Origin of the sequence: Pseudoalteromonas sp. Scap25 (assembly GCF_013394125.1) — a bacterium.
Lineage (GTDB): Bacteria > Pseudomonadota > Gammaproteobacteria > Enterobacterales > Alteromonadaceae > Pseudoalteromonas.
Map to the genome: position 1 here is coordinate 583,332 of NZ_CP041327.1, position 13,399 is coordinate 596,730.

Below are 13,399 nucleotides of genomic sequence, written 5' to 3' on the forward strand. Positions count from 1 at the left end.
ATTTTTACTTCTTAAAATGTGAATCAATGTATTCTAACAGTTCATAACCGTTCAGAGTTACAGATGCAGTACCGCGTCTAATAATAAAATCTGTTGGGTCGCTGAGAATAGCACCTTCTTTAGTTTTAGTGGGGATTAATACAGGTTTAGTTGCTTGTTTGCAGTCAACCACGATAATAGTTTTATTAGTTATCTCTACAGATGAGTATTCTATCCACTTATTATTTCTTTCACCGAGCAAATTGGCTACATCTTGGGATAGACGCTTAATGTAGGCCTCCGCTTTTACCTCTTTAATGTGTTGCATTTCCAGTTCGACACCACTGACTTGGCTATCATCTGTAACACCAATTAATAAAGTCCCGCCATCAGTGTTTAGAAATGTAGCTATGTTTTTAGCAATTTTATATTGTTCTGCTTTACATTTTTTCTTGTGATCTTTGTCACCCTTCTTGAATTTTCCACCCAAGTCATCGACATTTACGAAAAATGTTTTTTTAAACTCAATGCGTTGCGTTTCATTTATTTTAATGAGTTGTTTTACTCTGCTCACTTCATCTAGCGTAGATAGTTCATAAACGAAATCATCCGTTCTAGATTCAACCTCTTGGTAAAGTGCTGGCTTTGTAAGTAAGTCACTTTTATATGTGGTAAGTTGCTCTCTCGCCACATCTAACTTCCTGGCCAAGTCGATAATTCTATTTTGTTCGTTTTTTGATGGAATGAATATTGTTAAACTCTCAAGATCCTGCCTATTTAACATAGGCATCGTCGTACCACGAGGTAAATGGGATAGTGTTAATTTGCCAAGTTCAGATTCAAAAAATAATTTTACATATGCGCTTGAAACTATATTTTCATCAAACTGAATTTCGAAGAAATTCGACTTGTTTCTAGTACCTATCTCATCGTGTTCAATACACTGTTTTGTACCTCTTGCCATTTTACTAATAACTACGGTATTTGAACGAGGACTATCAGAAGGAGAGTTAATGGATTTTACTGCGCAGTTTTTACGGTTAGAGGAAAAAGTATATTCTTTAAAGGCTTGATAATGTGCATTGAGTTCATTTATTCTTCTTAAAACAGGTGAATTATCAACATAGCCCCTTACACTAAGATCATAATCATTATCACGAATCTCTTCTGTTTGAACTAGTTTTGAATAACTTCCTTCAGTCGCGTAAGAAAGGTATGTACTAGTCATTTTTTGGATATCTTCTGGACGTAACCGGTTCGCGTAGCGAACTTCAGTATAGTCATGTGAAGCATCAACAAATAAAGTCTGTTGTTTTCTCTCTTCCGGTTTGTTTTTATTAAGGACTAAAATAGCCGCTGGTATACCTGTACCATAAAACAGCCCTGATGGTAGAGCTATGACAGCTTCTAATAGGTCATCTTCAACCATACCAGAGCGAATTTGTTTTTCATCTGAACTCCTGAAAAGAGCTCCAAAAGGAACAACGGAAACTACCTTCCCGTTCGCTTTACAAGTAGCAAGCATATGCTGTAAAAACATTAAATCAGCTTTTTTAGAGCCTAATGGCACTGAACCATATTTAAACCTTTCAGGATATTTAAAATCGTCTTTTAAACTCTGCCCTCGGGTGCCAAAGTTACAAGAAAAAGGAGGGATCGATAGTACTGTATCAAATTGTGCCAACTTTCCATCGCTATTTATATGAGCTGGGCTTTCTAATGTGTCGTCATTAGTGAGATGGCTTAATGGAACACCTGAAAAGAGCAGGTTCATTTTAGCAATAGACCAGGTTACTCCAGCAACTTCTTGTCCATAAAGATCTAAATTAACATTGTCACCTGTCTTGCTGGCTATGTGCTTTTTTGCTTCAACAAGCATGCTAGCAGAGCCACAGAAGGGATCGTAGATAGAGGTATTATTTTCAGGGTTAGCCAGCTTAACCAGTAATTTAACTATTGCTCTCGGTGTATAAAATTCTCCAGCTTTTTTTCCAGCACTTTCAGCAAAATAGCCTAATAACGATTCAAAAGCTTCGCCTAATACATCACCATTTTCTAAATTATTATCAGCAAAATTCAACTGGTCGAAGTGATTGATAAACTCACGTAGTTGGCCATCTGTAAATGGCTTTTTCCCAACGTTACGATTGAAGTCTATATATTCTAAGACATCTTGTAGTGAGCTATTACCTTGCTCTAATCCTCCAAGCGCTTCATTTAGGCAGTTGCCTATATTTTTATGAGCGTGATTGATTAGATAGTTCCAGCGAGATGTCTGTGGTACATAAAATGAGTTTTTGTACCACAGCTTGCTTTCTGAAATCTCCTTAGCACCTTCAAGGCATTTGCCATTTAACAATTGTTCTTTTATGACTTCTTCTTGGCGTGCTTGAAATGTATCGTTGCAGCGCTTTAAAAACAGCATACCGAAGATGTATTCTTTAACATCGTAGGCATCAGCTCTACCACGAATTAGATCTGTAGCTTTAAAAAGGTGGCTTTCCAATTCAGCTTGAGTTATTTTCACTTATCAGCCTTCAAAAAATTCTTCGTCAATCTTTTTCAGGTGCAATACCTGTTCGTCACGGCTGCCGATGTTGTATCGCAGCATGAGCTTCGCTAATTCAGTGCCGTTGATAAGTACAATGCGAGTACCTAAATTTTGTGCTGTCTCGATGGCTGATGCGGTGAACTCAGAAGTAGTAATAAAAATACCTTTCTGCGCTTTTTTAAGATTTAATGCACCAAAGAAGTCACGAATATCACCAGCGCCCACATTGTTACCTTTGGCATAACGTTTGGCTTGGATGTATATTTGATCAACACCCAGTGGATCTTGGTCTATAACCCCATCTACACCATTGTCGCCGGTTTTACCTAGTGCATGGGCTGCACCTTCACCTGTTCCGCCATAACCCATGGCGACGAGTAGCTCAATTAATAGGTCTTCAAAAAAAGCGGGGGTGACTTTACGGGTTCTATCGAGGATATCTTGTGCTAGAGCATCGTTAATCTTTTTGTAGGCGACTCTTAGTGCTTCATCAGGGGTAATGTCTGATTCTACATCAACACTAGGCGTATCAGATTCATTTGTCTTTTGTTTAAATGCGACAAATTCATCAAATTGCTTGAGATAGTCATTGTCAATTTTAACACTGGGATCTTGCAAAGCTGATATACCACGAGCGGTGATCACAAAATGTGCTCGTCGTGTGGTTTCAAGCAAGCCTGCTTTGGTTAGGTAAGTCCTAGCCCAACCAACACGGTTATCAAGAATAGATTGTCTGCCGCTTGGCAGTGTCTCTTCACGTTCAGCTTCAGATAAACAGAACTTATCAGCTAACTGATTTATCACATCGCGTAACCTAACTTCTTTGCCATCAGCTTGATGAGCAATTTTGAGAAAGGGGCGCATGAATTCTTGATAACTTGGGATCATATAACATTCCTTATTTTTGTTTTTGTTCTTCAATCCATTGCTCTAAATCTACGCGTTTAAAGCGCCAACTACCACCCACCTTAAAGCCGGGTAATTTGCCTTCACTTGCAAGACGGTATGCCGTCTTTTCATTTAGCTTTAAGTACGTAGCGACCTCTTGAATGGTCAAAATATCATCGGCCATGTTTAATCTCTGTATGTGAACAAATTGATAGTATGAGAAAATTGAGGAATTAGCAATTGATCGCAATCGATCTTATTTTGTTATTTTGTTGTATTTTTGAGCTGTTAAAAATTATTTTATAAAATATTTATTTAATTTTGATCATGCCTTAAAAATATTTGTTTATCTTGCGTTGAAATATTTCAATTTTTAAAGCCCCAAAATACCTCACAACAAAATTATTGTTTCCATTTCCAATTCAAAAACTTATTTTTAGACAAAAATATTCCGTTGATTTAATTCAATTTTCACTTGCACAATTCTGATGTTGTTCAAGGTTGCTGTTGCAACACAAAAATGTTGTTTTTCATGTGGTTATGGTTTTTAGGTGGGTTGATCAAAGTTTGATCTACAGGCAAGATATTATTCCCGAATGAATCAATTGCAGGATGCATATGAAATTAAAAGAGGTTACCACTACACCAAAAGTTATGGAAAAGTTAAACCGGTGGAAGCGTGACATACAAAGTTTAACAACGGAGAGTTATCGACCGTATTTAACGGTAAAAGCTGTAAATCAATATGGCCGTAGGCATTGGATCTTTTGCAATGTACAGAAGCGTCATGCTCATTTGTTGAGTGATGGTGAATTACGGATGTACAAAAAATTGATTTGGGCCAGAGGTACTAAGCGTGTATTTGAGCAGTATGCACTCGATTTAAATGAAACTTTAAATATTGCAGTCGCGGGTAATTTAATTCACCCACGCAATTGGGAGACCTCGGAGGCATATGTGATGACAACAGATTTTTTGGTTCAACATCAAGACCTAGAAAACCCGAGTCGCATAATAACGACGGCATATAGCTTTAAATATGCCTCTCAAATTTACGTGGTGGATGAAGAAGGGGTTGAGCTGGAGGGCTCGATAAAAGGCGAAGAAAGAAAGGTGCTACAGCGCAAGAATGCTCGAACTTGGCAGAAATTTGCTATTGAACGAGAGTATTGGCGACGCCGTGGCACCAAGTATCGAATTGTCACTGAATTAGATGCTACCAAGGAAGAGTTCAATAACATCAGGTTCTGTGAGCCTGGTGGATTTATGAGCTTTGAGGATGAGTTGGTTAGAATATTCGTGTTTACTTTTTGCCACGTATGGCAAAGGTACTTCATGAAACCACTTGAGTTTTTACTGTTACATACAAGGCAACAGTTAAATTGCTCTGATGAGCAAGTTATTCGGCTTTTTCAATTTAGTGTACTCAAGCATTTTCTTCCGCTTAGGCATAGCAATACGTTACAGTTCCATCGTCCTGTGGAGCTTACCTTATGATGCTAAAAATGGGTACGCGCCTGACTAACGAGAAAAAGAATATTGATCTTCTTGTTTGTCACGTTAGTTTTGGTCGACAGTATACTGCTTTGTATGATCTAAATGGTTTTGACCCAAAAAAGAACCTTTCTAAACCTGAAGCATGGCGTATGGATGATGTATTGGCACATATAACTAGCCACTCATTAAAAGTAGAGCGTTTTGACTACCCGGTTGTTATGACTAGAAGTGATGACTGGATTGCTACTGAAATGGGGAAAGGTGCCTGGCTTGATAAACGTGACTATAAATTTAGGAAAATCGAAAGTCTTGTTAGTCCCGATAAAATTGAGCAGTACTTGTATGGTAAGGGGCTAGCGGCTGAGATAAAGCCACTTCTCGGAAAGGATAAGTGGAAAGGGAAAGCATCATTTCATTCTGCGATCAATCGATACATCATTTTTGGCTGTACCAAAAATTCATTGTTGCCATTTGGCTTGATGCAATGTGGCTCAAACTACCGTTATGTTAAAGACTTGAGTGACTCCCAGATTAAGCGTGGTCCAAACGGTAAGAACGGTAAAGTGAAAGTTCGTTCAAACGCACGGTGTGTAAATGATGTTGATAAATTAAACATTAAAAAAACTGCTGCTTTTATCAAATCTAATCACGTTAACTTTTCTATTGCGTTTGCTTATCGGCTATATCACAGGACATTTGAACGCTATGTAATCGAAAGAGAGACGACATTAGGTACCCAACATATCTTTCACCCATTTCCTGAGGAAGATCGAATCAGTGATGGCATGTTTCGCTATCACTTTAAAAAAATTATTGATAAAGCATCACTTCTTCGTTTGAAACATGGAGATGTTAACTTCGCTAAAGACTTTGAGGATAGACAAGGCAAGTCTTTTGATGGGGTACTTGGCGCCACACAGCGCTATGAAGTCGATGCAACCATTCTTGATTGTTACGTGCGTTATCCTTTTGATACAAGTAAGCGCTATTCAATGGGGCGTCCTGTTTTATATCTCGTAGTCGATGTTTATTCAACAATGATTGTTGGGATGTATTTGGGGTTTGATGGCCCCAATTGGCAAGGAGTATCTCAGGCTTTGGCAAATGCATGTTTAGATAAAGTTGAATTTGCTAAACGTTTTGGCGTTCTTCTTGATAAAAATGATTGGCCCGCTAAACATGTGCCAATTGAATTAGCAATAGACAATGGACCTGAATATAGGAAAACCTTCATTGATGCTCTTTTAAACGCGAGAATTGGTATTGAAGATGTTGCGTTTATGGCTATTTATCGCGGTGATGCTAAAGGAGTGGTTGAGCGCAAATTTGGTACTGTTAATGATCAAGTTATTAAGTTTATTCCTGGTGCATTAGCAGAGTTACCAAAACGTGAAGATAGCCATGCATCTAATAATGCGTTGTACGATTATGACTCATTAATGCAAGTGTTAATCGCAGAAATTTGCTACCACAACAATTCAGCAGATCGTCTCAAGCGACTTAACTTCAAAGGCCTTGTAAATGGTGCGGACTTTACGCCGAAAGCGATTTTTTTAAATAGCTTAGAAGACATGGAAAAGGTCGGGCGATTAAACTCTGGAGTAAGTGAAGCTAAAATTCGGTGGGCATTTTTGCCTGAAGAGCGTGCGACGGTAACTTCTAGCAGTATACGTTTTGAAGGGGTCGAATACCATCACCCCTATTTCAAATCTAGTGGTGGCTATGCTAGAGCTAGGCATCATGGCACATTCAACATATTAGTCAAAAGGATGTACGACAATATCAATGAGCTGTTACATGAAACCGACGATGGTCAGATCGTTAAGTTACGCCTTAAAAATATCAATAACGAAAATCCTTTAGCAAGTCAGCATTGGGAGCAGGTAATGCACTTGATGGAGCAAGAAAAAGATATGCTTCACGAGCATAAGCAAAATGCTCTGATCACACGTTCATATTGGGATTCTGTTACTGATCTTACTACTGCGCAACAGGAGGCTGAGCGCTCGCTCGCACCTAAAAATAAACATAAATCTATCCAACCAGGCATTAAAGCTCGTCAACAAATTCAGAAGCTTGTGCTAAGAACTCAAGCGAATCAACAGTTGGATAATACATTTGGTACTGGAACCGACTTAGAGTCAATGAAGCCCGCCGTCATGGATGACTTAGACGACGAATTGTATGGAGATTAAGGGAGTAATCTTTTGAAAAAAGAAGCGATATATCGAAAACACCCGCTTGATAGCTTAAATGGAAATCCTCTTACCGAGGCTATTGAAGTAATAGCGCACGAAGACGAGCTGAATAAAAAGCTTACTTTCAAACCTACTTTTGAAAAGAGCTTAACTAATATACCAGCTGTATATCAGCAGGTATTTCTAGAGCGGTTAGAAAAGGTTCACGTTCCAGCGCCATACTTATATGGAATGTATAACAAGTTTGTAGGGCTTATTTTAGATGGATATTCTAAGTACACGCCACATTCTGCGGAAACTAACAAATTGCAAATGGCAATCGCCTTGGCAGCTAGAAAGGGGGATCGATTAGAAGAGAAATTTATTTCTCGAACAACCGCGCCTAGCGTATTTGTTCATGGTCATAGCGGTGTTGGTAAGACGAAAGGAATTCGCAGTGTTCTGAACGTGATCCCACAAGTGATCAAGCACAACAAGTTTGAGGACAAAATCTTCCGGCAAGATCAGCTCGTTTGGATATCGCTTGATATGCCATCGACTCCATCAACCAAGGGGTTGGCGCTCAATTTTTTTAACGCTGTTGATGAAGCCCTTGATACAGATTTTTATGAACAGTGGAAAGATAAATCACATTACTCTGTAGAACGCCACTTAAGTCAAATGCAGTCAATTGCTGTGGCACATCATTTGGGGTTGGCTCATATTGATGAATTGCAGTTCATGTTGAAATACAAAAATAGTAAAAATGCGCCATCCTTCACTACGATTGAAGCTTTGTTTAACAAAATGGGTATTCCTATTGTTCTTTCATCAACAACATCTGGTAGGGAGATGTTTTTATCTGACACTAAAAGCCCAGATTTTACGATCACACGCAGATTATTGACCAACCGTGAATATCAGTTTTCTTTGTACGGGGTAAAGAGTAAGTTTTTTAACTCTCTCTTTGATGCATTGTTCCCTGAATCATTTTGCAAGAGTAGCGAAATGCCAGATAAGCAGTTCAAACAAGTTTTTTGTTATTTAACGTGTGGTCTGCCTGCAATGATGACGAGGTTGGCGATACTGCATCATGAGTCAATTGCAATGTTGAAGAATAAATACCCCGATAAAGCCGATGCATATCGCACGGGTGACGTGGGAAGGTTACATAAGACGTATAACAATCAATTCTCTTTGATTGCTGGCGCTTTAGATAATCTCAGAGCGGGAAATATTCAACAGTTTGATGAGGGTGTGAACAAACTGGATCAAAAAGAGCATGTTTTAACAAACGAAGAAGTAAAGTTAGCTGCAAAAGCTGAGCGCAAAAAAGTACAAAAGTTATTACCTGACGTGGTGCCAGACCCATTAGGTATACCTCGAGTGTGTATGGATATTGATTCTAAAGATATGCTCAATTTCATTGAGGAGGGATCTGATGACTAATATATCCTTCATGCCTACCCCTTTTGATGGCGAGCACTTTGCGGGAGTGGTGTCTCGTAAGGCAACCCTTTTAGATAGTAGTAACCCTAAGCTGGTGTTTGAGCGCATGCTTTCAGAGGATGGCTCTTTGAGCAATCAACGAATCTATCATCCGTTAATTGATGTTGCTGCGAATGCGTATGAGGGGAGTATAAGCAGAGAATATCTGTTAAGAAAACACTCATTGTTTCCTTATTATTCACCTTCGATGCATTTTCGTGATGTTGATAAGATCATTAATAAGCGGATCAGGAAAGGAGGCCTTTGGAAACGCTGCGAATTTATTGAGCAAGTACCATCCTTATCGGCTCCATTATGCAGAACATTGTCGTTTTCTTTAGCTTGGCGATGGTGCCCATTATGCGCTATTGAAGATGAAAAACGTGTAGGTACTTCCTATTGGCACGTTGAACACCAGTTACCTTCGATGATCACTTGTTCAAAGCATGCTTGCGAATTGCTTGAAAGCTGCAATACCTGTGGATTTTCTAGCATTGATATAAGAGTTATGGCGACGCCACCAACCACCAATAAATGTACTAAATGTGGTGCTATTCATAGGGCAAGTTACGTAGATTTAAATGGGCATATTACATGGGTACAGCAAGCGAGTATGGATTTATTAAATTCACCTGGAATGCTTTCTAAACCATACTTTGAACACGTAATGAAACGAGGTATTCAAAGTGGCTTTTCTAATTTAAACGGAGGGAGAATACGAGAGCAAGTATTTGTGGCAGCGAGACTTCAGCAAGACTTTGTAGCGTGGTTTTTTGAACATGGCTTTGAACGTTTTTTTCATGAGCCTGAAGTTGTAATCAATTACAAAACGTTAAGTCTCGAAAAGGCGTTACGAAACGTAAATGGGTGGCATCCATTGTTTGTATTGATGTGGCTGCGCTTTTTGGCGGTAGAATGGCCTTCGTTAGAAATTGCAGCTTAAGTGCGCTGCTACCCAACGAGACTATTTACAGTTGGCTCGCTAGAGCAGGGCTAATAAGCGGTTTAGCTACGGATCATGACTTTTTGCTGGTTAGGTTGGGGTATACTGGCCAGCAATTAACATCCATATTCCCATCTTTTATTGTTCCAGTTTCAGAAAGTGTGAGCGTGGGCATTGACGAATTAATCGTAAAACACACAGTTTTGCCATTTTTTAAGCCTTTTATACAAAGTGATGTCTTCCAAGAAGCTTTTACTAAAATGCTTGAGGGAGCATGCACTGATGCGTACAGTCAATTCTCGCTACTGGCTAATCGAATACCAGAACCGACAGTCCTATGTTATTGCCCGCAGTGTGCCGCCCAAGACATCAAAAACGTAGGTGTGGCGTATTGGCATGTTGCCCATCAATTACCTTGGATTAACTACTGTCCATTTCATTTAATAAAGCTAGAAGCAATAAAACGTGAAAGGAAATTGCTCGTATTGCCGCCTCAGGTTGTAAGTGAGGGCAAAGGTTTAACACAGGCAAGCCTAAAGCAGGCAAGACTTGCTCAAGATGCGTATGCACTCTGGTCTTTAAATTTAGAATCCATTGATTCAGATGTTTTGAGAAGGGTTTATTTACATGGGTTAAATGCGAATAATCTCGTATGTAATTATGGGTCTGTCAGGCAAGAAAAATGGCAAACAAGCCTTAAGGAGTACTGGGTAAATGAGTTGCCTAAAGGGCTTTTTGATGCGGTTTTTGGGGGGAGTAAAAGCAATAGCTACCCATCAAACTTTATTTATCAATCCCACGCACAGTTTCACTCATTAAAACACCTACTCGTGATACAGCATTTATTTGGCAGTTTGTCAGAGTTTTTGAAGTGTTGCTCTAATCCGAATCAATTAAACGTGAGGCCAGATCATTTAATTAATGATGCGTTTGAACGAGTTAATCCAGAAAAAACAGATTTACTTTTAAAGCAGTTAAGAAATGGTATGAGTATGCGTCAAGCTGCTAAGCGAGCAAATGTTAGTGTGGGGTATGCTAAATCTATAGCTATGCAAAATAACATACGAATACACCGTAGAGCACAGTTCTTATTTGCGACAGAGCGTAAGCAAATTCTTTCTAGGCTAAGAACTGGCGAACTTACAACTTCAATTGCCAAAGAGATGGAATGCTCGCAAAGTGCTGTTGAACAGTTATTGACTCAGTTTCCTGATATTAAAGAATTACGTATCCAGCTTCGATTTGAAAAGCAACGCAACACGCATCGCTCAATATTACATGAATGTTTGGATAGAACAAAAGCGCCTACTCGTGGAGAGATTCAAGCATTATGTAGAAGTTCTTACACGTGGCTTTTTAAACATGATAAGGAATGGCTGTATGAAACTTTACCGTCTGCAATACCAAGAAATAGACGTAGAGGGTATTAGGATGAAGCCTTAATTTGGTTAAATACTGTAATGAAGCCTTGTTCGCGATCAGGATGAAGCCTTAATCCGGTTAAATACTATAATGAAGCCTTGTTCGTGATCAGGATGAAGCCTTAATTCGGTTAAATACTATAATGAAGCCTTGTTTGCGATCAGGATGAAGCCTTAATTTGGTTAAATACTGTAATGAAGCTTTGTTCGCGATCAGGATGAAGCCTTAATTTGGTTAAATACTGTAATGAAGCTTTGTTCGGGATCAGGATGAAGCCTTAATCCGGTTAAGTACTGTAATGAAGCCTTGTTTACGATTAGAGTGAAGCCTTAATTCAGTTAAGTACTGCAATGAAGCCTTGTTTACGATTAGAGTGAAGCCTTAATTTGGTTAAATACTGTAATGAAGCCTTGTTTGCGATCAGGATGAAGCCTTAATGAGATTTGATCTGAGAGAAAACCATATGTCTATGGACATTATTGATAACTTACTTTTTGAGGCCTGCCTTGATGATATTTTTGTTAGTTACTCAGGGTATTGGCTAGACAGAACTATAAGTCCGCAGGAGTGCTGAGACGGAAGACATTTTAAAGAAATCAGTAATATGACAAGTTAGTATTTTGTTCCCAAATTCCAAATATTTAGACAGGTAGGTCTTCGGTGTACTGGATTAAAGCTAGATTTAATACTAAAAACGTCATCTTAACTTTCACTAAACCTGATTTAAGAGGCTCGCAGCATAGAGATATCAAGGGTTATTCTAAATGTTTAATTGTGTAAATATCATTGAACATTGATATTGGATTGTAAAATAGGAGTTTACAGTAAAGCGCTGTAATAGTAATTGTTTAGGATAAGTGGTAAAACAAGTCAAAGTGTGAAATAGAAACGGATTCATTAGAAAAGTGGAAGAATCTAACCGAAAATAAATTGAACTGAATTAATCTCTTGCTGGAAGTGTTGTGCTAGATAAAGTAATAAAAATTAATAAGCTTTTGGATTCTCAAAACCTATATACATTGAAAGAGGCTAAGAGGGAAATTCCAACTAAATCTTCCGGGTTTTATTGGATTTTTACTAAGTTACCTCTAGACAGATTTATTGAGGCTCCGACTCCTACTAACCCTGTTCATGTTGATTTATCGTTAATGGCTAAGGTTCATCAAGATTCAAAGTGGGTTATCAAGCAAAGTGGTGAAGAATACTGGTGTGTTTATAATGGCAAAGGCACTGATTTAAAAGCTCGAGTGTCAGCTGCTTTTACAAATACAGATGGACAAACCGGAAAGCTAGCTTTAACTCGTTGCTTAAATGAGAAAGACTTTAGAGTTAAGTTTGTTGTGTGTGATTGTAAAAATCCTATATATGGTATTAATAATTCATTTTCTGAATTACAAAGAGATTTGGAACGAGTATGGCGCTTAAACTTTGGTTGGCCATTTCTTTCATGCATATAACAAGCTAATTGAGAGTGAAATTGTGAACATATTGGTAACCCCACCAGAGCAACATTTTGACAAAGGCCTAGGAATTTCGGCACGGCACTTTAGAGACGCAGCTAAAGCATTACAAAAAAATGAAAATAGCAAAGAGTTAGTCTCGCCTACTTGTTATGTTCAGCGACATGCTATTGAGTTGTACTTGAAATCGCTAATTTATATATTACATAAAAAATATAACATCCCTTTTGGAGAAGGTTTCAGTTTAGAAAAACCTGCTATTTGCGTAAATGGGAAGTGGAAGTTGCTTTCCAATACTCATAATTTGGCGGACCTATACAGCTATTTTTTATTGATTTTTAACGACTGTAGCGATTTACTCCCAAAAACAACTGACTGGACAATAGATACAGAATTAACAGCGCAAATAAACCTTATAAGTGGTTTTGATCCAACAAGCACATATTTCAGATATCCTGAAGCTACAAATAGGCGGCAAGATTTGAAGAAAGCCACAGTTCAACCTATAGACCTTGGTGAAAATTTGGAAAAGTTTCACCCAACAACGGATTCTCCTATCAAGTGCTCAGTAATGTTAGATTCCAATGACAATATTGTAGCTACTTACGATCTTAATCCCAATCCAATTGAACATGTGAGAAGCGCTTTAGATAAAGCAATTGACTATTTAAATAATTTACATTGTGCGTTTCTAGGCGAATTAACTAAGTGGTCATAGTCACGCACTGTTAAACCAGAAAATATGCGGTGTTAGAGATTTTCATGTTCGTTCTTGAACACAAAGCCCTCAAAATATATGTGTTACTTCTGTCCGCTTTTAACAACGTATATGACACTCAGGCTTGATTGCATTTAATCTAAACTTACGCGTTGAGCAAACACATTATTAATTGAAATGATATATCCTATTTCTGGTTGCAAACTCTATTTAAAAAGTTAAGCTCATTGATAATGAGATTTTGTGTTTTAGTTGCATTTTTTATTTGAAAAAAGC

Annotated in this window: 10 protein-coding genes; 7 read left to right on the top strand and 3 right to left on the bottom strand. The window is 38.3% G+C overall.

Features of this window, described 5'->3' with window-relative positions; translation table 11 throughout:
• Positions 1-4: 4 nt before the first annotated feature.
• Genes FLM54_RS02710 through mads1 form a run of 3 tightly spaced genes read right to left on the bottom strand, consistent with a single transcriptional unit; the run spans position 5 to position 3,602 of the window.
• Positions 5-2,506, bottom strand: a complete 2,502-nt coding sequence (locus tag FLM54_RS02710; RefSeq protein WP_178955007.1) for an N-6 DNA methylase — start codon at positions 2,504-2,506, stop codon at positions 5-7.
• 3 nt (positions 2,507-2,509) lie between these two features.
• Positions 2,510-3,418, bottom strand: coding sequence for a restriction endonuclease (locus FLM54_RS02715; RefSeq protein ID WP_178955009.1), 909 nt, complete (start codon positions 3,416-3,418; stop codon positions 2,510-2,512).
• A gap of 10 nt (positions 3,419-3,428) precedes the next feature.
• The gene (mads1, locus tag FLM54_RS02720; RefSeq protein WP_058428373.1) at positions 3,429-3,602 is read right to left on the bottom strand and encodes a methylation-associated defense system helix-turn-helix domain-containing protein MAD1; all 174 of its coding nucleotides are present in this window, start codon (positions 3,600-3,602) and stop codon (positions 3,429-3,431) included.
• 434 nt (positions 3,603-4,036) lie between these two features.
• Between mads1 and FLM54_RS02725 the strand changes: the two genes are divergently transcribed.
• The 7 genes from FLM54_RS02725 to FLM54_RS02755 all read left to right on the top strand — a co-directional run bounded on the left by FLM54_RS02725 (position 4,037) and on the right by FLM54_RS02755 (position 13,123).
• The gene (locus FLM54_RS02725) at positions 4,037-4,915 is read left to right on the top strand and encodes a TnsA endonuclease N-terminal domain-containing protein (protein WP_178955012.1); all 879 of its coding nucleotides are present in this window, start codon (positions 4,037-4,039) and stop codon (positions 4,913-4,915) included.
• The gene (locus FLM54_RS02730) at positions 4,912-7,110 is read left to right on the top strand and encodes a DDE-type integrase/transposase/recombinase (RefSeq protein ID WP_178955014.1); all 2,199 of its coding nucleotides are present in this window, start codon (positions 4,912-4,914) and stop codon (positions 7,108-7,110) included. The genes FLM54_RS02725 and FLM54_RS02730 overlap by 4 nt, the downstream gene beginning before the upstream one ends.
• A gap of 12 nt (positions 7,111-7,122) precedes the next feature.
• Entirely contained in the window at positions 7,123-8,541 is a 1,419-nt protein-coding gene (locus tag FLM54_RS02735) for an ATP-binding protein (protein ID WP_178955016.1), read from the top strand.
• Entirely contained in the window at positions 8,534-9,523 is a 990-nt protein-coding gene (locus FLM54_RS02740; protein WP_138764858.1) for a TniQ family protein, read from the top strand. Before FLM54_RS02735 ends, FLM54_RS02740 begins: the two co-directional genes overlap by 8 nt.
• Complete coding sequence (locus FLM54_RS02745) at positions 9,448-10,953, top strand: TnsD family Tn7-like transposition protein (RefSeq protein WP_178955018.1); 1,506 nt, start codon at positions 9,448-9,450, stop codon at positions 10,951-10,953. The genes FLM54_RS02740 and FLM54_RS02745 overlap by 76 nt, the downstream gene beginning before the upstream one ends.
• A 954-nt stretch (positions 10,954-11,907) precedes the next feature.
• Positions 11,908-12,402, top strand: coding sequence for a hypothetical protein (locus tag FLM54_RS02750; RefSeq protein WP_178955020.1), 495 nt, complete (start codon positions 11,908-11,910; stop codon positions 12,400-12,402).
• A 22-nt stretch (positions 12,403-12,424) separates the two neighbouring features.
• A complete protein-coding gene (locus tag FLM54_RS02755) occupies positions 12,425-13,123 on the top strand; it encodes a hypothetical protein (RefSeq protein ID WP_178955022.1) in 699 nt (232 codons plus the stop codon).
• Positions 13,124-13,399: the final 276 nt, after the last annotated feature.

Excerpts from the sequence above, each read along its gene's own strand:
- FLM54_RS02715 (WP_178955009.1), bottom strand. The coding sequence starts at position 3,418 with ATGATCCCAAGTTATCAAGAATTCATGCGCCCCTTTCTCAAAATTGCT.
- mads1 (WP_058428373.1), bottom strand. The coding sequence starts at position 3,602 with ATGGCCGATGATATTTTGACCATTCAAGAGGTCGCTACGTACTTAAAG.
- FLM54_RS02725 (WP_178955012.1), top strand. The coding sequence starts at position 4,037 with ATGAAATTAAAAGAGGTTACCACTACACCAAAAGTTATGGAAAAGTTA.
- FLM54_RS02730 (WP_178955014.1), top strand. The coding sequence starts at position 4,912 with ATGATGCTAAAAATGGGTACGCGCCTGACTAACGAGAAAAAGAATATT.
- FLM54_RS02740 (WP_138764858.1), top strand. The coding sequence starts at position 8,534 with ATGACTAATATATCCTTCATGCCTACCCCTTTTGATGGCGAGCACTTT.